The 21440-nt window shown below is 53.4% G+C and carries 23 protein-coding genes; 10 read left to right on the top strand and 13 right to left on the bottom strand.

Translation table 11 applies throughout. From position 1 onward, the window contains the following. The first annotated feature begins 9 nt into the window (after positions 1-9). Complete coding sequence (locus PMI41_RS25270) at positions 10-162, top strand: hypothetical protein (RefSeq protein ID WP_008126248.1); 153 nt, start codon at positions 10-12, stop codon at positions 160-162. A 72-nt stretch (positions 163-234) separates the two neighbouring features. On the opposite strand, the gene PMI41_RS15075 is transcribed toward PMI41_RS25270, so the two are convergent. Then, positions 235-1125: a DMT family transporter gene (locus PMI41_RS15075; protein WP_040855023.1), complete on the bottom strand. Its 891-nt coding sequence runs from the start codon at positions 1123-1125 to the stop codon at positions 235-237. Between the two features lie 63 nt (positions 1126-1188). Between PMI41_RS15075 and PMI41_RS15070 the strand changes: the two genes are divergently transcribed. After that, positions 1189-2082, top strand: coding sequence for a LysR family transcriptional regulator (locus PMI41_RS15070; RefSeq protein WP_008126243.1), 894 nt, complete (start codon positions 1189-1191; stop codon positions 2080-2082). A gap of 16 nt (positions 2083-2098) precedes the next feature. Here PMI41_RS15070 and PMI41_RS15065 read toward each other — a convergent pair whose 3' ends face one another. Beyond that, the gene (locus tag PMI41_RS15065; RefSeq protein ID WP_008126241.1) at positions 2099-2854 is read right to left on the bottom strand and encodes an SDR family oxidoreductase; all 756 of its coding nucleotides are present in this window, start codon (positions 2852-2854) and stop codon (positions 2099-2101) included. A 157-nt stretch (positions 2855-3011) separates the two neighbouring features. On the opposite strand from PMI41_RS15065, the gene PMI41_RS15060 reads away from it, so the two are divergent. Further along, positions 3012-3623, top strand: coding sequence for a TetR/AcrR family transcriptional regulator (locus tag PMI41_RS15060; protein ID WP_008126240.1), 612 nt, complete (start codon positions 3012-3014; stop codon positions 3621-3623). 33 nt (positions 3624-3656) lie between these two features. Here PMI41_RS15060 and PMI41_RS15055 read toward each other — a convergent pair whose 3' ends face one another. Next, positions 3657-3917 carry a DUF1127 domain-containing protein gene (locus PMI41_RS15055; RefSeq protein ID WP_008126238.1) on the bottom strand — a complete coding sequence of 87 codons (261 nt, stop codon included), beginning with the start codon at positions 3915-3917 and terminating at the stop codon, positions 3657-3659. A gap of 11 nt (positions 3918-3928) precedes the next feature. Then, entirely contained in the window at positions 3929-4525 is a 597-nt protein-coding gene (locus PMI41_RS15050; RefSeq protein WP_008126236.1) for a TetR/AcrR family transcriptional regulator, read from the bottom strand. Between the two features lie 797 nt (positions 4526-5322). Here PMI41_RS15050 and PMI41_RS15045 point away from each other — a divergent pair. Further along, complete coding sequence (locus PMI41_RS15045) at positions 5323-5595, top strand: DUF3892 domain-containing protein (RefSeq protein ID WP_008126234.1); 273 nt, start codon at positions 5323-5325, stop codon at positions 5593-5595. Positions 5596-5665: 70 nt separating this feature from the next. Here PMI41_RS15045 and PMI41_RS15040 read toward each other — a convergent pair whose 3' ends face one another. The 3 genes from PMI41_RS15040 to PMI41_RS15030 form a co-directional block, all read right to left on the bottom strand. After that, entirely contained in the window at positions 5666-6526 is an 861-nt protein-coding gene (locus PMI41_RS15040) for an SDR family oxidoreductase (protein ID WP_008126232.1), read from the bottom strand. Between the two features lie 26 nt (positions 6527-6552). Beyond that, positions 6553-7101, bottom strand: coding sequence for a TetR/AcrR family transcriptional regulator (locus tag PMI41_RS15035; protein ID WP_008126230.1), 549 nt, complete (start codon positions 7099-7101; stop codon positions 6553-6555). 67 nt (positions 7102-7168) lie between these two features. Further along, on the bottom strand, positions 7169-7600 hold the full coding sequence (locus tag PMI41_RS15030; protein ID WP_008126228.1) for a hypothetical protein: 432 nt from the start codon (positions 7598-7600) through the stop codon (positions 7169-7171). A 211-nt stretch (positions 7601-7811) separates the two neighbouring features. Between PMI41_RS15030 and PMI41_RS15025 the strand changes: the two genes are divergently transcribed. Both PMI41_RS15025 and PMI41_RS15020 read left to right on the top strand, forming a co-directional pair. Next, on the top strand, positions 7812-8582 hold the full coding sequence (locus PMI41_RS15025; protein ID WP_202949302.1) for a type 1 glutamine amidotransferase domain-containing protein: 771 nt from the start codon (positions 7812-7814) through the stop codon (positions 8580-8582). Between the two features lie 103 nt (positions 8583-8685). Beyond that, positions 8686-9663 (top strand): hypothetical protein, encoded by a 978-nt coding sequence (locus PMI41_RS15020; RefSeq protein ID WP_052025907.1) that lies wholly within the window; start codon positions 8686-8688, stop codon positions 9661-9663. A 17-nt stretch (positions 9664-9680) separates the two neighbouring features. Here the strand turns inward: PMI41_RS15020 and PMI41_RS24310 are convergent, their stop codons facing one another. The 6 genes from PMI41_RS24310 to PMI41_RS14990 all read right to left on the bottom strand — a co-directional run bounded on the left by PMI41_RS24310 (position 9681) and on the right by PMI41_RS14990 (position 17319). Beyond that, positions 9681-11495, bottom strand: coding sequence for an adenylate/guanylate cyclase domain-containing protein (locus PMI41_RS24310; protein ID WP_162130123.1), 1815 nt, complete (start codon positions 11493-11495; stop codon positions 9681-9683). A 500-nt stretch (positions 11496-11995) separates the two neighbouring features. Next, the gene (locus tag PMI41_RS15010; protein ID WP_008126221.1) at positions 11996-13471 is read right to left on the bottom strand and encodes a M81 family metallopeptidase; all 1476 of its coding nucleotides are present in this window, start codon (positions 13469-13471) and stop codon (positions 11996-11998) included. 189 nt (positions 13472-13660) lie between these two features. Further along, positions 13661-14029 (bottom strand): RidA family protein, encoded by a 369-nt coding sequence (locus PMI41_RS15005; protein WP_193372098.1) that lies wholly within the window; start codon positions 14027-14029, stop codon positions 13661-13663. A gap of 128 nt (positions 14030-14157) precedes the next feature. Further along, positions 14158-14982 (bottom strand): carbohydrate ABC transporter permease, encoded by an 825-nt coding sequence (locus PMI41_RS15000; protein WP_008126216.1) that lies wholly within the window; start codon positions 14980-14982, stop codon positions 14158-14160. Continuing rightward, complete coding sequence (locus tag PMI41_RS14995) at positions 14979-15848, bottom strand: sugar ABC transporter permease (protein ID WP_008126214.1); 870 nt, start codon at positions 15846-15848, stop codon at positions 14979-14981. The genes PMI41_RS15000 and PMI41_RS14995 overlap by 4 nt, the downstream gene beginning before the upstream one ends. 247 nt (positions 15849-16095) lie before the next feature. Beyond that, positions 16096-17319 carry a sugar ABC transporter substrate-binding protein gene (locus tag PMI41_RS14990; protein ID WP_008126212.1) on the bottom strand — a complete coding sequence of 408 codons (1224 nt, stop codon included), beginning with the start codon at positions 17317-17319 and terminating at the stop codon, positions 16096-16098. Positions 17320-17504: 185 nt separating this feature from the next. Between PMI41_RS14990 and PMI41_RS14985 the strand changes: the two genes are divergently transcribed. The 4 genes from PMI41_RS14985 to PMI41_RS14970 are packed head-to-tail and all read left to right on the top strand — an operon-like array spanning position 17505 to position 21345. Then, positions 17505-18296 (top strand): SDR family oxidoreductase, encoded by a 792-nt coding sequence (locus PMI41_RS14985; protein WP_008126210.1) that lies wholly within the window; start codon positions 17505-17507, stop codon positions 18294-18296. A gap of 1 nt (position 18297) precedes the next feature. Then, positions 18298-19365: a sn-glycerol-3-phosphate ABC transporter ATP-binding protein UgpC gene (ugpC, locus tag PMI41_RS14980; protein ID WP_008126209.1), complete on the top strand. Its 1068-nt coding sequence runs from the start codon at positions 18298-18300 to the stop codon at positions 19363-19365. A 37-nt stretch (positions 19366-19402) separates the two neighbouring features. Then, complete coding sequence (locus PMI41_RS14975) at positions 19403-20284, top strand: MurR/RpiR family transcriptional regulator (RefSeq protein WP_008126207.1); 882 nt, start codon at positions 19403-19405, stop codon at positions 20282-20284. 2 nt (positions 20285-20286) lie between these two features. Further along, positions 20287-21345: a D-TA family PLP-dependent enzyme gene (locus PMI41_RS14970; protein ID WP_008126206.1), complete on the top strand. Its 1059-nt coding sequence runs from the start codon at positions 20287-20289 to the stop codon at positions 21343-21345. Positions 21346-21440: the final 95 nt, after the last annotated feature.

Raw genomic sequence — 21440 nt, 5'->3', positions numbered from 1 at the left:
AAGTCGCGCATGAACGATATCCCAATTTACGATGATCTGAGCGATGATGATGAGGCAGCGTGGCACTGTCACTCATGTCCGATACGATATCTGACTGTCGTCGCTCTGGGCTTCGCGCTTGCCGTCATGATCGTCGAATTGATAAATCAGTGCGGAGCTTGAGGCGGAGGCCAGTATCCCCGACCCTTCCGGTGAAACTGGTTTTCCTGGTACGCATCATCAACTGCTCGCCCGTCAACGACGACCCCAGCTGTTTACAACAATCACACCGCCAAGCGCCAATACACCGCCGATTATCGTATTGCCCTGCGGGATTTCGCCCAGCAACAGCCATGCTATTCCAATCGAGCAGGTGGGGATCAGATAGAGGAACTGCCCAGCCCTTGCCGCACCGAAGTTTTTTAAGGCATAGGTCCAGCAACTCTGACCGATGATCCCCGGCCCTATTGCCAGAAACAGAACCATAAGCCACGTATCCGGACGCGCATTCACCGCTTGTGATACTCCGGCAGGCAGCCATGGCATCAGCGCGATGGCTCCGGCAATTATGACATATGCAGTAACATCAAGTGGCTTTGCTCTGGTACACACGGGCCGTTGCAATGCCGAATAGACTGCAGCACAGGCAGCCGCCAGCACAATCAATGTTGACCCTGTACCGAATGCCAAGCCTCCCGGTTGCCCGGCGGCGATGACGGCGACGCCAGCAAATCCGAGCAAGGTGCCTACCCAGCTCCAGCGGCTGAATTTTTCCTTTAGAAAAAGCACGGCGATCAGCACCATGAAGATCGGCTGCGTATTGACGATAAAACCGGCAGCGCCAGCAGAAACGGTCGCCTGACCGGAATTGAGGAAAACATTATATCCCGCGATACCGAGAAGGCCGCAAAGAGCCAGTGTGAAATAGTCCCGCGGGAGAAAGCTGCGTGGTCTACGCCATGCTATCCACGCAAGTGCGAAGACAGCCGCTATGGCAAAGCGGATTGATGCAAGGGGCAGCGGCGCGATCTCGCGAAGAGCGTAGCCGATTGCCGCAAATGACGAAGACCATGTGAAAACGGTTCCCGCGATGGCGAGGGCCGGAAGAAGCATGGTCGCGGATGAGTTTGTGCTGATTTTTTCCATGCAAGATGTGTGACACACAAACATCTGTTGACATAGAATGGCAATCTACATTCAGATGTGCGTATGACGCACAGCAGCCCTTTACCCCCGCTGGAAGCTTTGGAAGCGGTTTTGCTGGCTGCACGATTAGGCTCGTTTTCGTCAGCAGCCAATGCCCTCGGCATCACCCACGGCGCTGTAAGCAGGCGCGTAAGCGCAACCGAACTTTGGTCTGGCATCCGTCTTTTCGAGCGCCATGGAAGAGGTGTTCGGCTGACACTGGATGGAGAACGCTTTACCGCACGCATTGAACTTGCGATGGCGATGCTGCAGGACAGCCAGGGCATCAACCGGGCTGATCACCAGCTTGATGTGATCCGTGTGAGCGTCGTACAGTCCTTTGCGCGTCTCTGGCTGGTACCAAAGCTTCCAACACTTGAAGGATTTCCGCCCGATCTGAGGATCGAACTGGAGATCGACCACCGGCATATGACCCTTTCCGATGCAAGGATAGCTATCAGGCTGGGTCAGGGTGGGTGGCCGAATGCGGTTTCTGAACCATTGTTTGATGAAATGCTGCAACCGGTCGCATGCCAACGTATCGCTGACGATCTCGGTCCAAGTCCGGATGCCCGGGATTTACTGCAATATCCGCTTATTCACGATGCATCGCAGATGGGGTGGCGAATCTGGCTGGAGGGTCAAAACCTGATCCATAAGGCTGAGGGAAAAGACCGCATCTTTCCGGGCTATGATCTCGCCCTGCGGGCCGCAGCATCGGGCATGGGCATTGCCCTGTTGCGAAAGCCATATGGTACTGAATTTTCCAATATGCTGGGGCTGGTGCCGGTTCACCCGGCAACAGTTGAAAACCGTGAACGTTTCCACATAGTTACACGCCCCGGTCCGCAATATTCCGCTGTCGAAAGACTGGTCGGACGACTGCGCGAACAGGCGCAACAGCCATCCGACGCTTAAATATCATAGGCTCCAATCAGACTTGCAGACCGCCTGATATGTCAATGATACCGCCGGTGATATAGCCACCATGCGGACCCGCCAAAAAACAAATGGTGGCCGACACTTCTTCAAGCGTGGCGATGCGGCGGATAGGATGCAGATCCATCACCGCATCGGGCAGTTTATCGGCAGCCTCTGCAGCCATGTCGGTTGGCATGATGCCGGGCTGGACGATATTGACCGTGATATTGCGTCCGCCAAGATCGCGGGCTACGCCCCTCGCATACCCGGCAAGCGCCGCTTTTGTTCCCGAATAGTCGGCAACGCCGGTGAACGGAACGCGACTGCCTAAAAGCGAACCAATGAAGATGATCCGCCCGCCATCCGTCAGTACCTGTGCGGCAGCGCGGGTTGTCGCTACCACACCCATGACATTGACCTGCCACTGGCGATCAAGATTAACTGTATCGAGATCTGGATCGTCGACAGTTTTGCCTTGCACAGCAATTGCTGCATTGTTGACGAGTATGTCTAGCTTGCCGAAATATTGCATCACTTTGTCGACAAGTGGCTTTGCGCCCGCCGTGTCAGCCTGATCGCTCTGGATCGCAATTGCACGAACACCCTTCGCCTTGAGCTTCTCGACCACCGCTTCGGCCTTTTCCGCTGACGCTACATAACTGATGGCCACATCAGCGCCCTGATCGGCTAATGCCTCAGCAGCAGCAGCACCTAACCCGCGCGAGCCGCCGGTAATTAGGGCAACCTTACCCTTCAATGTGTCAGACATGGGAATCCTTTCAACGCTTATTGGAGCGCTGTCACTTCAATATGTGACAACGCTATTTTTCCGTAATGATCATTACGATAACGATTGTTATGAAATGTAGACAGCAGCTGTCAAGTGGTTTAATAATGGTCGTTACGAAAATATCTGAGGTGAAATGATGGGTCGCCATCGCGAGTTCGACGTAGAAAAAGCACTGGATTCCGCCCTATGCGTTTTCTGGCGCAAGGGCTATGAAGGCGCTTCCTACGCAGATCTGACAGAAGCCACTGGCGTTGAGCGGCCAGCGCTCTATTCAGCATTTGGCAATAAAGAGGCGCTCTTCCGCCTGGCTCTGGCTCGCTATTACGACCGCTATCTGGACTATCTTCCAGAGGCGCTTCTGCTTCCTACAGCGCGTGACGTTGCTGCATACATTCTTCACAATGCTATTGAGTTGAACACACGCTACCCCGAACACACGGGATGTCTTGGCATCAACGGGGTTCTCGCCGGGTCGGACGAAGCAGAATCCGTGCGATTGGCATTGATAGATGCCCGCGCGGCTGGTGAACGGCAGATTCGTGAGCGATTTGAACAGGCGAAGACCGATGGAGACCTGCCTTCAACTGCCAATCCAGATACACTTGCTGCATTTCTGATGGCTGTGCTTCATGGCATAGCCGTACAAGCCAAAGCGGGCTTCAGCCGCGAAATGTTGACAGCAGTTGGCGAACAAGCGCTCGCCAACTGGCCGTCTGCCAGTTCTTCAGTTTCAACGCAGTCGCCCTGAACACTACGGTCTTGGCACTATTCAATTGCAAAATCACTGCACTAACCTTGCCCGCTTATCCAGCTCTATCGCCTCGGCTCTCGTCAAACCGATATCTTCAAGCATCCGATCGCTCAAGCGTGCGAGCGGAGCATCTTCAGGGCTGACAGCACTCCCGGAAGCGAAAGTAGCACGCACCCTGCCGATGAAACGCTCCAGCAATCCTGCGCCACCCGCATTCCTGAATGAATAGCGGCGGCCGGAACGGTAGTTGCGGTCAATTTCTAGTAGACCAGTCGTCTCTGCATAAGCCATAATAAATGCTCCTATGATTTATTCTTCAGCAGACCATCCAGTGTCATCGACCGGAACCGCTGCAGTGGTTTGATACTTCCATCCGCCTTCATCCTGACTAGAGCGCCTTCATAGGCATCGATCAGGAAAGCGGCGGTCTCGTCCGGATCAAGATGTTCCGGCAAATCTCCAGCGTCGCGCGCCTCGCGCAACACTACCTTGAAATCCTCCTGCCATGCAGTGAATGAACGATGTAACTCCCGCTGGAGCACCTCGCTATGCGCCGCAATGGACTGGGCCAGATTGCCCAGCAGGCAGGCACAGGCAGCAGGATCACCGCTGCTGTAGACTCCCTCGTAATAATCGAAATAGTCCCGCAAACGCTGCAAGGGCGGCTTCGATTTATCTTCGTGCAGAAGGCGCGTGCGCACCTTCTGATTGTTACCGCAATAGGTGGAGAGAACCGCCGAGGCGAACTCCTCCTTGCTTTCGAAGAAATGATAGAACGAACCCTTTGGCACGCCCGCAGACTTGAGGATCGGGCCGATGCCAGCACCCTCATAGCCATGGGACATAAGCGCCTTCAGGCCTTCGTCAATCAAAACTGCTCGTGTATCAATCTTGCTCATAGACTAATAATAGACCAGTCGTCTAGTAATTGCAAGGAGATTTTTGGAATTTATTCAAGGGACAATTTCCCGGCGCAATAAACGAGTCAAGTTGTGTTCAAGGGAACAAATGAACAGAACCCAGAATATTCCTTTGTCAGTTACTATGAGATGTGCAGTTAAAGGCTGTTATCGGGGAACTACAGTTTCCATTAAAACCATTATAAACTCCCTATCCAAAACCATTAAATTTATACAACTTATCCACATACTATCCACATCTATTCAGCAGAAATATAACCATTTCTTAACGTCTCTGTGTAAACCACCTTTAGAAAAAGTTCAAAATTACAACTAAATTTGAACTTTAAAATCAACTGGTTAGGAGAGGTAAAGTGCATATTTCTGCAATGAGAACGAATCGTGATAAAATTTGACTCAGAAAAATCCCCCACATAACACTACATTTAGTGTTTGCGATAACATTGTCCACCATATAATGTAATATGGTTCATTGAACAGAAGAAGAGAAAGGAGGTGACACAAATGAGTAAGGTAGGAAGGAACGCAAGTACTGGGCGTTTCACGACGGTTACGACGGCGCGAAACAAGCCCAGTACTCACGTAGTTGAAACGATCAAACCAAAGCCGCCCAAAAAGTAGCTTCGAAATGATCCTAGCCAGGCGGCCTCCCGCAAAAGCTGCCGCCTGGTTAACACCCTAAGGGTGTTTGCCTAAGATGTCACGTATTTCGTAATGTGTTTGCATCTGAAGGCAGCTCTCTAGCTTTTGCTCTCGAAGCAAAAAGGATTACTACAATGGCGGATGTCCATGTAGCGTGCATTAATAAGAAAGACCGAAACAGTGACCACGAAGGCATCACTCATCTAGGGAATGCTGCCAACAATTGGAAGTGGACCAGGGCTGCTGTTATTGAATCCATCGAAAATAAAAACAACACCTTTTACACATTGGTAAACGGCAATCGTGGGAACATCGGCGTCGTCAACGGTACGAATGGAAAGTACCTTCGGACTTACGCGGATGGAAAGTGGAATGACAACCTTCTTTCACTTCCGGAGTGCCCATAATTGGTAATCGCCCCGGTTGAACAGCCGGGGCGTCTCTCACAATAACGGAAACTCCATCAGCCCTGTTTCTTCATGCGAGGCCCATCTGGCTCCGCAGCATGCGATCCAATAACCGCGCCGGAATGAACCGTACTATCCTCGCCAAGACGGCGGCATCGCGGCCCACCATATAGCGGGTGCGGGGGGTACGGGCGCTGATGGCGCGCGAAACCACTGCGGCAGCCACCTCCGGTTTAACACCATCGCGTGCGAATGTCTCAACCTGCGCCTCGACCGCATCTATCAATTTATCATGACGACCGTGCTGTTCGCGTGTCATCAGCTGGGCAAGACGACGGATTGTCTTGAGCCCCTGTTCGGTCATGCCGGTGCTGACTGCGCCCGGCGTAATCATGACGACGCTAAGCCCGAATGGAGCCATTTCCCGGCGAAGCGCATCGTTGACCGCTTCCATGGCGAATTTTGCCGCCGAGTATGGACCAAAACCCGGCATTGACACTTTGCTGCCGAGCGAACCAATATTGATCACGCGGCCGCCCTTTGCCAGCAGGGCCGGCATCAAGGCCTGAGTGACAGCGATCTGCCCGATAACGCCAACTTCAAACTGACGGCGCCACTCATCAAGTGGCACTGACTCGACAGGCCCATTGACCGCAATACCGGCATTATTGACCACTGCCCTCAGGGGGCGGCCGCCTTCATCATCAGCAACGCGAATGGCCAGCGCCCGCAATGTATCAGCGTCGGTTATATCGAGGATTACGGGTTCGATATTCCTGCTGGCCAGTTTTGCAGCATCTTCCGTATTGCGAACACCAGCCAGAACATGAAAACCGTCGGCGGCCAATCGCTGAGCCGTGGCACGGCCGATACCGCTGGATGCGCCGGTCACAACAATCAATTCTGCTGGCAAATTTATAGGTTCAGGCATTTCTTGAGTCCTTGATGTCTGTACATTTAGACTACCGGCCGGAGCAGATGCTCGACGCTGGCCCGAAGGGCAGTTATCGCCGCAGTCGTTGGTTCATTCGGGTAAAGGCTAATAATCAAAGTCGCTGCCGCATGAGCGCTCGACCATGTAATCTCCGCCGCAGCCAGCGGTGGGACATTGAGACGACCAGCGGCCGCCAGCGCCTCAAGCTTGCGATCGAGTATTTCCCGGCTCTGCTGTGCAGCAAGGAATGACTGGCCTGTCGCATATTTTGCAGCCATCGCCCTATAGAGCTTCGGATGCGCGCGGGCGAAAGCGATGTAATTATCCCACCCGGCAAGCAGGTCTTCACCGGGATCAGCAAAAGGCTTCTGGCTCTGCTTGTGTGCAAGAAAACGCTCAAAGCCTGCAGATACGGCAGCATCGTGTAGTCCGCCAAGATCGCCGAAATGGTGATAAAGCGTCGGCGCCTTTACACCGACGCGGGTGCAAACCGCTCTTGAGGTCAATCCTTCCGGACCGCCCTCTTCCAGCAGTAATAATGCCTCTTCTATGAATTGGTCACGTATCGTCATAGATCTGTATAACATCGCTATAGAGCGTTGTCTATAGCAGTGTTATACAAACTCTGAATCTTTGCTTTCAGGCAAATCTTTCCCACATCTGGATCAGCCCTAGTAAATGAACCAGACCAAAACCCAGACAGATAACAGAGCTGATTATGACGAAACGGCTGCTTCTTCCCGTGCCCGTAAGTGCAAAAGGACCAACTATGCCGCGCAGAAGATAAATCAGGGTGATAAGGCACAGTGCCGGTCGCAGCAATGGGAAGGGCTGGATCAACCCGGCGCCAGATAGCGCATAGGCTGACCAGATCAACAGCATGACGGCAATGCATATGGTGATAATTGCCGGATATAATTGCCCGGCCTCTGCGGCACGGGCGAGCTTTTCTCCTGCCCCGAACAGCCGATACCAAGATGGCCCGCCAATGATGACAGCAAGATGCGCCAAGGCCGCAATCAGGCTTAGGCAAGCGCCAATAAGCAGCGCCACATTGTATCCTTCAGCCATATCACCGCTCCGATTTTCAACTTACCTTCACGTTTACGTCATTTACATCGTTGAAGCCAATATTGCGATTGTCCGGCACATCGGTCCATGCATTAGTTGAAAAGCTATCTGGCCCGAAGCGCGATGACATACTGCATGGGTCAGCGATTTTAAGCACAGACATTCTGAAAAAGTATTGCTCACAACACATCTACCTCACGCACGGAGATACATGATGGGATCAGCAGATTTGAGCATCGAGACAAGAACCGGGCACAATTATACGCCTCGCCGCATTCTTATGGTCGTTTCCAACCCGGCAACTTTACACGGCGGCAAGGTTGGCTTTTTTGCCGAAGAAATGACCGCCGCATTTTATGCATTCAAGCACGCCAAACACGATGTTGAACTTTCCTCTCCCTTTGGTGGAGAAGTGATCTTCGATGCCCATAGCGATCCGCGAAATCCAAATAGCCCCTATGCCGATGATCTGGTCAGCCTCGGTTTTGTTCACCACGCAAAATTTGGCGAACTGCTGAAAGATACACCAGCCGCCCACGACAAATCCGCAGCTGACTATGATGCCATCTGGGTTGCGGGCGGCGGCGCACCACTGATCACGTTCAAAGACGACAAGCGCCTGCACCAGCTTGTTGCTGACTTTTACGAACAGGGAAAGGTTGTGGCATTGGTATGCCACGGATCTGCGCTTCTGCTTTGGGCTCGTCTTTCCAATGGAAAACTGCTGTGTGAGGGCAAAAGCTGGACAGGCTTTTCCGATAAGGAAGAAGACGAAATCAACAGTGCCTTCGGCATCAAAGTAAACGAATACACTATCGAGAGTGAGGCCAAATCCATTCCCGGAACACGCTTCCTCAGCGCAGCGCCCAACGCACCTTTTGCAGTCCGCGATGGACGGCTTATCACCGGACAGCAGCAGCATAGCAGCACCCTCGCCTCCCAGCTGGTACTCGAAGCATTGGAGGAACTGGGGGCATCGTGATGCGCTGACTATTCTGTTATTGATTTGATTGGACCCCGCGGCATATTCAAGCCGTGGGGTCCAATCGCAACCAGCGTTGGCGGTCATGATGAAATTTATCCGAATGAGCGATAATAAAAACCATTTTGTGGTGTCTTCCGTTATAGTGATGATGTTGCTTTCCAATATTGGCGTTGCCTCCGCTGAAAGCGTGACCATTCCGGGCTATACGCCGGAACTTGGTGTCGAACAGGTCTATCGCTCAGAGAAAACTGCAATGACAGATATGACGATGTGGTTTGATGAACCTGCGGCACAACGAACTAACAATGGTTACTTCCGACATAGCGTCACGATTGCCTCCAAGTCGCCAGAGAGCATGCTACAAGAATGGAAGCTGAGTGCTGATTTGCCGCCAGACATAAGCGGTACATTTGAAATGAACCACATGTACCGCGCAACCCAAGCGGCCTATGGCGTGGAAGAACTGACCATCGCAGCGGATCTGAACGGGAACCCGATTGATCTTCCAGACAAAGACAAGATCCTTGCAAATGTAAAGAAGGCCGCAGCCAGTGGACCGGGTGGCGAGCCATCGCCAGACAGCGCGCTTGCAGGCATTGTTCAGATGCTGGAGCAAAACCCACTGGCGGTTATCGAGGCTCTAGTTCCTGAGGCCATGTATCTGGCTATCGCTCAATCCAGTGAAGGCGCAACCTACGATGTTGGCCAGAGCTGGGAACTTTCGCAGGAAGAAGTGGTCAATGGCGTCGTTGTTCCGGTCAAATCAAATTGGCGGGTGGAGTCGACCGACCCAGTAAAACAAACCGTTACGCTAAGCTGGAAACAGGTGAATGATCCTGTGGTGCTGGCGAAAGTCCAGCTGTCGACTATTGAAAAATTCATGATCAGTTTCAGCGAACGGATGAAAACCTTGACCGTCGAACAGCTTGCCTATGCACGCACTGCCAGCAAGGTGCGTGAAGGAAGCGCCGTCATTTCCTTGCGCAACGGAGCCTCGTTAGAAGTAACCGAGATTGCGACGGTCACTACCGGCGGTGTCAAGATTGTTTCCAACGTTCATATTTTTCGTGAAAACTGAATTTGTATGTCACGCCGTTAACCGGGTTCATACAGATAGACATCAACGCTCTCTTCCCGTCCCGGAACGCTGTGCGGCCCGAGCGGCTTGAGCTCATCCACCGGCACGCTCAGGTAATTACGCGTCGAGGCGCTGATAAGGACAGTAAGGTCCCTCGCCGGTTCGATAGTCTTGCCAAGTTGTTCGAGACGGCTGCCCACATTCACCGTGTCGCCGACAATCGTATAGCCCAGCCTTCCGCGCATGCCGATATTGCCCACCACGGCAGGCCCGCTATGGATGCCGATACGGACTTTCAGATTGGCTTCTCCCGACTCGTGCCGCGTCAGATTTCTCTGATGCAACGCACGCTCGATCTGTTCTATACTTCTAAGTGCGCGGTCCGCATGGTCCGGCTGGTCTTCCGGTGCGCCCCAAAACGCCATCAGACCATCGCCCATATATTTGTCGATCGTGCCGCCCTGGGCATCGATACAACTTCCAATGAGATCAAAATATGAATTGAGCAGACTCGCGACTTCCGTTGCCGAAAGCTTCTCGCACATGACGGTAAAGCCAACAATATCGGCAAACATGACAGTCAATATCCGCTCTTCAGACTCCATCTTCTGCCCGCCCCCGGACTGAAGCAGGCGGCGTACGAGAGGCTTGGGGACGTAGGCTTCCAACCATCTCAGGCCGGTCAACATATTGTTGAATGCATCTGCCTGTTCATTCAGTTCAGAGAACCGGCTTTTGGGCAGCACCTCGACGGAGGAAAAGTCGAGCTTTGCAACTGCTCGCGATTGATGCGCCATCATGCGCAACGGCCTGACAATCAACCGGCTGACGAGCACCGAAATGATAATTGCAACCAGCATCAACCCGAAAGACCACAGGCCCGCAGAGATGAGCGCCGATATGGAATCCAGTACATCCATCGGCATGACAACGCCGATGATGAGCGGTACCGGCGTACTCGCCTTGCTTTCCCGATAGGCAACAACACGTTCCTCATTGCCACTGCGAACAAGACTTGCCTGCAGATCGCCGAAATCAATAGTTTCACCTGTGGTCCACAGGCCCTGGACGAAAGGATCACCAATTGCATCAAGGCCCGGCAATGGCGATTCAGCAGAAAGCAAAGGTTTTTTGTCGACAATGCCCGGATGTGCCAAGACGCGGTCCCGCCCATAGAGAATGAATGGCGTGAACCCTTCCAGAGTGCCAGACAGTTCTTTCAGATGTGTAGAAAGCGCATCCACCGTGATGGTCGCGGAGAATACACCGATAAACTTATCGCCGACAAACGCGGACTGCCGCAAATTCGCGACAGAAGTTTTCACCCCCTCGGCTGGCACAAAATACACCGGTCCCCATACGGCTTCTCTCTTCGTCTGCGCATCGACGATCTCCTGCCGTTCCTCGTCACTGCGAATCCAGTCATCGAACGAGAATACGCCGTAAGGCCCCTGCGTCACGCCCACCATCCTGCCATCGGTAGCAGTAAATGACAGGACGCGGACTTGCGGCGCGGCGGCAACCGCACCTTTCATCAATGAAATGAATTCATCCCGCTTTGACGGGTTAACCTGCCCCCTGCCTACTCCGGCAACGAGAAACTGCAACTGCGTGTGAACCGGGGTGAACTGATTTTTGATGTCAGCTTCGATGGTCGATAAAAGCCAATGACCATTGCTCGCAAGAAGGCTTCTGGTGGTTCCCGATGTTGTTGTAAGAACGATGAACAGTGTTAGAATGGTTGTCAGGCCGACGAAGGCCGCAACAACGATTGGCAACATCACAGAAAGCGGAATGGTGCGCCAGCGCCGTTGGTTATTATTGTGAGGCACCCAGATCACCCGCATCGTATAGCCGGGTTAATGCATCCCGGTCGGGCACCGCGCCCTGCTGTCTAATGATTCCACGATTATAGAGCCTTTCCTGCTTAAATAGAATCGTTCTGCCGAAGGGAATTTGCGGACAAGGTCGAGGGGTTTAGCGAGACCGATGTTTATCCATCGGACGAAGCTGAAGCCCGATGGTTTTGACCCAAATTCACCCGGCCCACTGGTCGAACCGCATTTCTGCAAAATGCGGATAATTCGACCAGCGTGTTTGAAAGCTTGTTGGTTTGCCTTGGCAAACCAACGGCTGGGTTTCCGGCTGGCGGCCAACCACTTTGTCAGGCGGCGTCGGACGATGGATAAACATCGACCTTGCCACCTTCCGCGTGGATTGTCTCGCCACCCAAGAAACAGAACTGCTTCTATTTAGGCAGGAAAGGCTCTGCGTGCACACAACCGGCATGTGCAATCATACAACTTATGGCAGAACAGCAGGGCTGAGCGCGCTACTCAGCGAACGGATTTTCCACCCTTGGCCAGATTTCCCGCGAAAGCTTGCGGTAATCGGTCTTCTTCGGATTGGAAGGATACGGCGCGCCCGCATCGATATAGATGATCTCGGAAGCAACCGGCACAAAACCTGCATGGAAATGATTGGTCGATTTGACCAGCAATATGTCCTTTGAAAGCGGGTCAATGCCGAGGTTGGAAAAGATATCCGGCTCAAAGGTCTGCGTGCGGTTGGTATTGAGGATTACCTCTATGTCGGTGCCTTCAAGGCGGATCAGCGCTGCCGGCCCAAGCGTAACCCGGCTCTTACCAAAGCTTTGCCAGCCTTCTTCGACGGCCTTGACCACCTCAACGCGTGCATCGATGGGAGCACCGCCATCCGGTCCGGCCTTGCCGCCAAACCTCAACTGAATAAGCGCGCCCTCGCCCGCCGCCAGACAGAACGTGACCGCAATTGGGTCCCAGATCGTGGCAACCGCAACATTGCCAATACCGCGCTCGATGATGCGATGCAGGATCAGTGTCCCATCACCCGCCACACCACCGCCCGGATTATCCCAGACATCGGCGACAACGACCGGCTTGCCCGGCCGTGTCGCAACGATGGCCATGGTCGCATCAAGCCCGGCCTCGGTGTCGAGCATCGGCATGGCTGTTGTGCCGCGAAGCGCAAACAATTCCATGCCGAGCTTCTGCGCAAGTGCAGCGCCCTTGGCGGGGTCATTGTCGGTCACAACCATCAGCTGTGTACCCAGCTCCGGCACATCGCCGGCCATGAAACCATGGATCAGCGATACGGACAGAATGCCATCCTTGCCGTGCAGAGCTTTCATACGATCCACGTAGGAGCGCATAGGCTCACGGCTCGTCGGATAGACACCGATCATTCGGCAATCGAAGGTTGAAATGACCGGCTTGATCTCACCACGCAATGTGCGCAGCGCAAGGTCGACCACATGCTCGCCGCGCTCGTAAAAATCCGTGTGCGGGAATTCCAGAAAGGCCGCGAGGATATTTGCATTGGCAACGCGCTTTTTCGTCAGATGGCTATGCGGATCGAGTTCCGAAGCGATGAGCACATCTGGCCCGACAATGTTGCGGATACGCTCCAGAAAATCGCCCTCGCAATCATCATAGCCCTGCGCAACCATGGCACCGTGCAGGCCGAGAACAACGGCGTCGACAGGCAGTGCCGCCTTGAGCTGGCCCAGTATTTCATCGCGCAAATCCTCATAGGCCTTACGCTGCAGCAAACCGCCGGGCTCCGCCCATGTGGCTGTTCCTTCGACGAGTTCAAAACCTTCCTCCCGCGCGCGGCGGCGTAGGACAACCATCGGCGCGGAGCACAGTGTCGGCGTGTCCGGATGCTTACCCGGCCCGGCATAGAATGCCATCTCAAAGCTTGCACGATCTGTCGGCACAGGGGATGAGGTGTTGGTTTCAGTAGCGAAGGACGCGGTGAAAATGCGCATGGTATGCTTTCGTTTTATGTTTGTGGCAGTTCAGTTGTGCGTGGTTCGACGGGGCTCACCATGAGGAAGGTAGGTTGACTGCATAGTCATGAGGCGGCAGAACTACTTTAGCTGCAATCCTCAGCCTTCCTCATGATGAGCCTTCCTGAGCTTGTCGAAGGGCGAAACACGCACTTCTCTTTTGCAGCGCTAAAGCGGCTTATAAGCGATCGCTTCGATTTCGATCTTGATATCGATCATCAACCGGGATTCGATTGTGGTGCGGGCTGGCGGGTTCTGCGGAAAATAGGTGGCATAGGTCTTGTTGAAGGCCGTAAACTCCCTTGCATCTTCCAGAATAACGAAGGTCTTGACCACATCGGAAAGCTCCGCACCAGCCAAAGCCAAGGCCGATTTGATGTTTTCCATAACCTGTTTTGTCTGGGCTTCAATGCCGCCGATGATAACTGTTCCATCCGCACCAACCGGCACCTGACCGGAAATATAAATGAAGTCCCCTGCCCGCACGGCTGGCGACAATGGTACATGCGACTGGCCGAAATGCTGTTTTGTCATGATATATATCCTCTATTTTCTTACCGCAATTTCCGGACGGAAAACCGCTTCACACTTTTCCTGGAATTGCTTGATTTGTCGTTCCACGCAATTCCGGACGGAAAACCGTTTCACACTTTTCCTGGAATTGCTCATTTAACCGCACCGATGGAAAGACCGCGCACCAGATAGCGTTGCAACCAGGCGAAAAGAATGGCGACCGGCACCGAAGCCACGAATGCAGCGGCCATAACATAGTGCCAATCCACCGTATAGCGACCCGCCACGAGCGAAAAGACCCGGATCGGCAAGGTATAGCTGTCTTCCGTGCGCAGCATTGTCAGTGCGATAACGAACTCATTCCACGCATTGATGAATGTGAAAATTGCGGTAACCACCATGGCCGGAACTGCCAGCGGCAGAAACACGGTGAACAGCGTGCGCGTGCGGCTTGCCCCTTCCATCCACGCAGCCTCCTCCAGATCACGCGGAATGGTGGAGAAATAGCTTTGTAGCATCCAGACGCAGAAGGCGATGTTGAACGCCGTATAGATCACCACCAGAACATTAAGACTGTCGATCATGCCTGCCCCGGCAACGAGGCGGAACAGACCAATGACAAGAACAATCGGCGAGAGCATTTGCGATACCAGCAGAAACTGACGGAATGCGTTGCGTCCGGCAAATTGATAACGGCTGAGAGCATAGGCGGCGGGAATGGAAACGAGGATCGTCAATGCCGTTGAAAGACCGGACACATAGAGCGAGTTGACCAATGCCGGTGCAATGCCGGAAGTGCGCCACATTTCAGGAAAGTTCTGCCAGTGCAATTCATCCGGCCACCAGGTCGGGTTGAGCACTTCCGTGGCGGATTTCAGCGAGCTTATCGCCATGACCGCATAGGGAAACAGGATCACCACAACAATCGGCGACAGGAACAGCCAGAACAGGATCGAACGTTTCAGTTTCTTGCTCATTGCTTTTCCTCCCGCATGGCGAGGCGCACATAGATGATGGTAAAGACGATGAGGATAGCGAACATGATGAGCGAGACGGCGGCCGCTTCGCCCAGCCTGCCCATGCGGAAGGCTGTCTTGTAAAGATACGTTACCAGAATATCGGTGGAGTTGGCGGGGCCGCCCTGTGTCGTTGCCCAAATGATCGGGAACGAATTGAACACGTAGATCGTGTTGAGCACAAAGGCGATATTGATGAAGGGTTTGAGCAAAGGCAGCGTAATGAGGCGGAACTGGTCCCACCTGCCCGCGCCTTCTGTTGCGGCGGCTTCATAAAGATCTTCCGGCACCGATGAGAGACCGCCAAGGAAGATCGTTACAGTGAATGGGACAGAAACCAGAATGCCGATGAGTATCTGCATCGGAAAGGCCGTGGAAGCTTCCGCCAGCCATTGAATGTTGCTGTTGATGATACCCAGATCGCGCAGGGCCGAATTCAACATGCCGCTTTCGCCGTTAAGTGCCCATCGCCAGACAATGGCCGTCATGGTCAGCGAAATCGCCCAAGGCAACATGATCAGAATGCGGGCAATACCACGACCGTAGAAGTCTTCATTGAGAATGAGCGCTATGGGGACGGAAACGATCAGCGTGCCAATGACGACAGCTGCCGTCCAGAATAGTGTGCGCCACGTCGCTGCGAGGAAATCCGCGTTAGCGAAGAGACTGCGGAAATGCTCAAGGCCGATGAAATCTTTCAACATGCCAAAGCGGTTCACATCGTGCAGCGAAAGCGAGACGATTTCCTTGAGCGGCCACAGGATGATTGCAGCCGCCAGAAGAAAGCTGGGCAGGATAAGGAAATAGGGGACTGAAGCCCGTTGCATCGATGGAATTACCTTTGGTTCTTAATGCACGCCAAACGAACATGCCGATTATCTCTCCCCTTGTGGGAGAGAAAGGGTTTTCCTGGGTTTAGCCTCTTTGCTAAATCCTTGGAAAATCCAAGAGAGGGGGTAGTTTAATGAAGCAAATCCCCTCTCTTGTGATTTCTAGCACTTAGCAAGGGCTAAGATGCTGAAATCACTTTCTCCCCCACAAGAGGGGGGAGAAAGGGGAGCGGGATTTTCAGACCTACTTCAATGTTTCATTGATCTTGGCAGCGGCTTCTTTCAGCGTTGGCTCGATCTCGCCCTGACCCAGATAAATCTTCTGGATTGCATTGGAGGTAGTCTGGGCAATGTCTTCCCAGCCTGGAATAACCGGCGCAAAGCGTGCATCAGGCAAAAGGCTTGTGAACACTTTCAGGTCAGCATTATCGGCAAAATACGGGTCTTTGGCTTCTTCAGCATTGACCGGCAGGAAGCCTTCGATCTTGTCGAACTTGGTACGTTGTTCCGTGGTAAACAGGAAGTCGAGGAACTTCCATGCGGCTTCCTTGTTCTTTGAATTCTCGAACAGGACGATGGAGTCGGTCACACCATAGGTGCCCTTGCCGCCATCCGGACCGGCCGGAATTGGCGCAACACCATAGTTGAGATTTGGCGCTTCGGTCTTGATCTGACCGGAAAGGAACGGCGCCGTGATAACCGTCGCAACCTTGCCCTGCTTGAACAGGTTCTGCACATCTTCACGGCTATAGGAGGTTACGCCCGGCTGAGTCAGGCCGCCATCAATGAAGCTTTTGTAAAGCGTCGCGGTATCGATTGCCGCCTTGGAGTCGAGACCGGACTTCCCGTCCTTGACGATCTCGCCGCCATTGGCCCAAAGGCCGTAATAGAAGTAAACATCTGTTTCGATTTCTTTGCCTTGCAAGCCAAAACCATAAGTCTCGGTGCCAAGCGCCTTGATCTTTTCAGCAGTGGTCTTGAAGTCCGCCCAGGTGGCTGGCGGCGTATCCACACCGGCCTTGGCGAAGATGTCCTTGTTGTAATACATGGCGCGGGCGGACGCCGCGATTGGCAGGCCATAAACCTTGGCGTCCATGACTGATGGCGTCAGGAACGTATCAATAAAACGTGCCTTGAAATCCGGTGTGATGTTCTCATCCAGCGGAGCAATAATGCCTTCCTTGACATAATCAAGCAGCCAGCGCGTGCCAATGATCGACAAGTCGGCATTCGCTCCAGCGGAAATGTCCGTTGTCAGCTTCTGCTGCAGGCTGTCCCACGGCACAACTTCAATCTGGATCTTTGTATCGGGGTTTGCTGCTTCAAAAGCCTTGGCGGCTTCTTCAAAATAAGGACCCGTTCCTTTGCTATATTCAGCGATGGTAACGCGGACAGTATCGGCAAGAGCGCCGCTCGAAAATGCGAGAAGGCTCAAGCCTGCCAGAAGGCTTATCTTTTTGATGGTCATTATGTTCCCCTTGTTAAACGCCTCTGTCTCCCATTGGCGTAAATTTGAAACCTTTCTCATCATTCTATGTAATTTAATTTCATGCAAGTGAGAAAATGATGGGATATGACAGTTTCATGTTGCTTTTTTTCATATGCCGTTCTTAATGAAAATACGGGAACATTTCAAAACAAGGTCGTCACCATATGACTTCAGAGACATTGCACAGGGTACTTGGCTTGCGGGGCAAGCAGGTGCTCATAACAGGTGCGGGAGGCGGCATCGGTCAGGCGCTGATTGAAACATTCAATGCTGCGGGCGCTGTGGTATCCGGTGCAGATCAGAGTGAGAGTTTGCTTGTCGGACTTCCCCTCGCTAACGGTCTTGTATTCGACATCAATGACAAGGCGCAGACGAGCAGCGCGATCAACAAGTTTCTCCGCGATCATGGCACGCCAGATGTGCTGATCAACAATGCGGGTTTCAGCCGCGGCGAAATCCTCGATCAGGTTGATGGTAATGTGTGGGAAAACGAAATTGCAATCAACCTGAACGGCGTATTTCACGTAACCGCACCTATCGTCGAGGCTATGGCCGCGAAGGGTGGTGGCAGCGTGGTGTTTATCTCCTCGGTCAATGCGCTCAATCATTATGGCAACCCGGCCTATTCCGCCGCGAAAGCCGGGATGATCGCTTACATGAAGGCGCTTGCTGTGGAAAAGGGCCGCTACGGCATCCGCTCCAATGCTGTTTGCCCGGGTTCAGTGCGCACACCGGCTTGGGACCACCGCCTGGAAAAACAGCCGGAGCTTCTGGCAAAGGTTTTGCCGCATTATCCACTCGGCCGTCTTGTCACCCCCGGCGAAGTCGCTCAAGCTGCATTTTTCCTAAGCTCCGCTTCCGCGTCAGGAATTACCGGCGCAACTCTGACCGTCGATGGCGGATTGACGGCAGGCAATCTGCATTTCATCAATGACGTTCTCGCGGGAGACAAGTGAAATGGCTGGTCTCCAGATAAAGCAGCTCGTCAAATCCTATGGCGCAATGAATATCCTGCATGGCGTCGATCTTGATGTGCGCGACGGCGAATTTCTTGTCCTGATCGGACCTTCCGGCTGCGGAAAATCCACGCTGCTGCGCATGATCGCAGGTCTTGAAGATATTTCATCGGGTGAATTGTGGATTGGCGACCGCCTGTCCAATGGGCTGCCGCCACAGCAACGCAATATCTCCATGGTGTTTCAAAGCTATGCTCTGTTTCCGCATATGAGCGTGCGCAAGAATATCGGCTTCGGGCCGAAAATCCGCCGTGAAAGCTCGGCGGCAATCGACGCCAAAGTTGGCAAGGCTGCAGAAACGCTCAACCTGCATGATTATCTGGACCGCGTGCCGCGCCAACTTTCGGGCGGACAACGCCAGCGCGTCGCTATGGGTCGCACGATCGTACGCGAGCCAGACCTTTTCCTTTTTGATGAACCGCTTTCAAATCTTGATGCCAAGTTGCGTGTGCAGATGCGCACGGAGCTAAAAGCGCTTCACCAGCAATTGAAAACGACCATGGTCTACGTCACGCATGATCAGATTGAAGCGATGACCATGGCGGACCGCATTGTCGTGATGAATGGTGGCCGTATCGAGCAATCCGGTTCGCCGCTGGAGCTCTATGACAAGCCGGTCAACAAATTCGTTGCCGGGTTTCTCGGATCGCCTGCGATGACATTCATTCCCGGCATTCTTGAGCGAGGCGATGGGTCCCCGAAGATTCGAACGGCAGATGGTGTGACAATACAGGTTGGCGACACAACCGCCGCTTCAGGCCAGCCCGTCGAAATCGGTATTCGCCCCGAACATTATCGCCTTGCGCCTGATGGCCATGGTTTCAATTATAATGTTGAAGTCGTAGAGCCGACGGGTTCGGAAACACATTTGTTCGGTACGATTGCCGGTGTAGGCGTGCGCTGTGTCTTCCGGGATCGCCTTTCGCCCGAGCCCGGCACTCAATTGTCATTGACGGTAGACCCGGCAAAGGTGCATGTCTTTGATGCTAAAACCGGAAACCGGATTTGAGTTGTGCGTGGTTCGACAAACTGGATGAAACGAACAGATGGCGCCGCCGCATTTTGACATCGTTGCAAGGTTGAGGGAGGTTGCCGATACCGGCAAACATTCCGACAGTCAGGTTGCAGCCGCGATCCTGTCAGATGCGGATTTTGCCACCCACGCACCAATCAACAAACTTGCGGAAAAGGCTGGCGTAAGCGAGCCGACGATTACCCGTTTCTGTCGCATGCTCGGCTTTGAGGGCACCCGGGATTTCAAGGTAAGGCTGGCACAATCACTGGCAATTGCCGGGCGTTTCATCACACCCGGACCTGCACAGGATGATGCTGGCAGCGGAGTAACCTCGATCATTGCGCGTAGTGCCATCGACGCGGTTGAAACTGTCTGCAATCTGATCAACAGGGACGATCTTGACCTTGCAGCCTCCCTGATCGTGCAGGCTGGAATGGTGCGCGCATACGGCTCGGGCGGTTCTTCCTCCATGGCGGCAACCGAGATGGAAAACCGTCTTTTCCGTCTCGGCATTGCCGCCTCATCCCATATTGATGGTGAAATGCAGCAGATGACGGCGGCTACCAGCAACAGGGATACGGTCATCATCGCCTATTCGCTATCGGGCGAAATCAAACCTCTGGTGGAGGCGGTAACCATCGCACGGCGCTATGGCGCAAAGACAATTGCCTTTACAGCACCGGGCACGAAGCTCGCCGCAGCGGCAGAACTTGTGATGCCTTTTCACATTGACGAAGGCACCAATGTGTACCGGCCCTCCCCCGCCCGCTACGCACTTTTGGCACTGACAGATATGCTGGCCATGTCTGTAGCGGAAAAAATCGGAGCGCCTGCGGTAGAGCGGATGCGCCGTATCAAGAACCTGCAAGCCATGCATGCCAATAACGCGACAACTTTGCCGCTCGGAGACTAAGATTGAAACTCAACGAAATTGACACGCCAGCAGTTCTTATCGACACAGATCGCGCCGAAGCAAACTTGCAAAAATTCCAGACCTATGCCGACAATCATTCGCTGACCGTACGTCCTCATATCAAGACGCATAAGCTGCCGCGTTTCGCTAAACGCGCAATTGAGCTTGGGGCAATCGGGATCACCTGCCAGAAGCTGGGTGAAGCAGAAGTGATGGCCGATGCAGGTTTGACCGATATTTTTGTTCCATACAATATCATCGGTAAGGCAAAGCTTGAACGGCTGATAAAGCTCAATGAACGCATCACGATCAGTGTAACTGCCGACAATGAGACCGCCATACGTGGTTATTCTGAAGCCTTCGCTGGACGCGACAAGCCGCTGACCGTTCTGGTTGAATGTGATACCGGCATGGGCCGTTGCGGCGTTCAGACCCCGCAAGAAGCCTTGCTACTCGCCAAACTGATCCACAAGTCAGAAGGGTTGATATTTGCCGGTTTCATGACTTATCCGAAAACCGGTGCCGTCGAGGCAAATGAAGCATTTTTGGCCGAAGCAGAAAAACTTGCTATCGCGGCGGGGCTTGATCCGCGCATCGTTTCAAATGGCGGTTCTCCGGATATGTGGAGGGCGCACGAGGTGAAAAGCGCGACCGAACACCGGCCGGGTACCTATATTTACATGGATCGTTTTCAGGTGGCGAAAGGTGCAGGCACATGGGACGATTGCGCTCTCACTGTCCTTGCTACAGTTGTAAGCCGTCCTACAGAAAACCGTGCCGTTGTCGATGCGGGCTCGAAGGTCTTATCCAGCGACACATTTGGTATGGATGGATTTGGCAAAATTGTTGAGTATCCAGACGCAATCATTTCCTCGCTCAGTGAAGAGCATGGAACCATTGATGTCACATCGAGTAAGGAAAAGCCGAAGGTAGGCGACCGCATACGTATCATCCCCAACCATGCCTGCGTGGTTTCAAATCTCTTCGATAGCGTCATTCTTATTTCAGGCGACACAGTTGTTGAGATTGCGCCGGTCGCAGCACGAGGCCGTGTGGATTAAGAACGCGCTGCCTCCGCACACGCCCGCATTAATCCCGTGCGTGGTTCGCCCTTCGACAAGCTCAGGACGGCTCACCACGCACAATACTGCTTCCA

Origin of the sequence: Phyllobacterium sp. YR531 (assembly GCF_000282595.1) — a bacterium.
Classification (GTDB): Bacteria; Pseudomonadota; Alphaproteobacteria; order Rhizobiales; family Rhizobiaceae; genus Phyllobacterium.
Note: the sequence above shows the minus strand (reverse complement) of the source record. Positions and strands in the feature narration are given on the sequence as shown.

Bases quoted from the DNA above. Each gene is read 5' to 3' on its own strand.
- PMI41_RS25270 (WP_008126248.1), top strand. From the start codon at position 10: ATGAACGATATCCCAATTTACGATGATCTGAGCGATGATGATGAGGCA.
- PMI41_RS15075 (WP_040855023.1), bottom strand. From the start codon at position 1,125: ATGGAAAAAATCAGCACAAACTCATCCGCGACCATGCTTCTTCCGGCC.
- PMI41_RS15070 (WP_008126243.1), top strand. From the start codon at position 1,189: ATGACGCACAGCAGCCCTTTACCCCCGCTGGAAGCTTTGGAAGCGGTT.
- PMI41_RS15065 (WP_008126241.1), bottom strand. From the start codon at position 2,854: ATGTCTGACACATTGAAGGGTAAGGTTGCCCTAATTACCGGCGGCTCG.
- PMI41_RS15060 (WP_008126240.1), top strand. From the start codon at position 3,012: ATGGGTCGCCATCGCGAGTTCGACGTAGAAAAAGCACTGGATTCCGCC.
- PMI41_RS15055 (WP_008126238.1), bottom strand. From the start codon at position 3,917: ATGGCTTATGCAGAGACGACTGGTCTACTAGAAATTGACCGCAACTAC.
- PMI41_RS15050 (WP_008126236.1), bottom strand. From the start codon at position 4,525: ATGAGCAAGATTGATACACGAGCAGTTTTGATTGACGAAGGCCTGAAG.
- PMI41_RS15045 (WP_008126234.1), top strand. From the start codon at position 5,323: ATGGCGGATGTCCATGTAGCGTGCATTAATAAGAAAGACCGAAACAGT.
- PMI41_RS15040 (WP_008126232.1), bottom strand. From the start codon at position 6,526: ATGCCTGAACCTATAAATTTGCCAGCAGAATTGATTGTTGTGACCGGC.
- PMI41_RS15035 (WP_008126230.1), bottom strand. From the start codon at position 7,101: ATGACGATACGTGACCAATTCATAGAAGAGGCATTATTACTGCTGGAA.
- PMI41_RS15030 (WP_008126228.1), bottom strand. From the start codon at position 7,600: ATGGCTGAAGGATACAATGTGGCGCTGCTTATTGGCGCTTGCCTAAGC.
- PMI41_RS15025 (WP_202949302.1), top strand. From the start codon at position 7,812: ATGATGGGATCAGCAGATTTGAGCATCGAGACAAGAACCGGGCACAAT.
- PMI41_RS15020 (WP_052025907.1), top strand. From the start codon at position 8,686: ATGAGCGATAATAAAAACCATTTTGTGGTGTCTTCCGTTATAGTGATG.
- PMI41_RS15010 (WP_008126221.1), bottom strand. From the start codon at position 13,471: ATGCGCATTTTCACCGCGTCCTTCGCTACTGAAACCAACACCTCATCC.
- PMI41_RS15000 (WP_008126216.1), bottom strand. From the start codon at position 14,982: ATGAGCAAGAAACTGAAACGTTCGATCCTGTTCTGGCTGTTCCTGTCG.
- PMI41_RS14995 (WP_008126214.1), bottom strand. From the start codon at position 15,848: ATGCAACGGGCTTCAGTCCCCTATTTCCTTATCCTGCCCAGCTTTCTT.
- PMI41_RS14990 (WP_008126212.1), bottom strand. From the start codon at position 17,319: ATGACCATCAAAAAGATAAGCCTTCTGGCAGGCTTGAGCCTTCTCGCA.
- PMI41_RS14985 (WP_008126210.1), top strand. From the start codon at position 17,505: ATGACTTCAGAGACATTGCACAGGGTACTTGGCTTGCGGGGCAAGCAG.
- ugpC (WP_008126209.1), top strand. From the start codon at position 18,298: ATGGCTGGTCTCCAGATAAAGCAGCTCGTCAAATCCTATGGCGCAATG.
- PMI41_RS14975 (WP_008126207.1), top strand. From the start codon at position 19,403: ATGGCGCCGCCGCATTTTGACATCGTTGCAAGGTTGAGGGAGGTTGCC.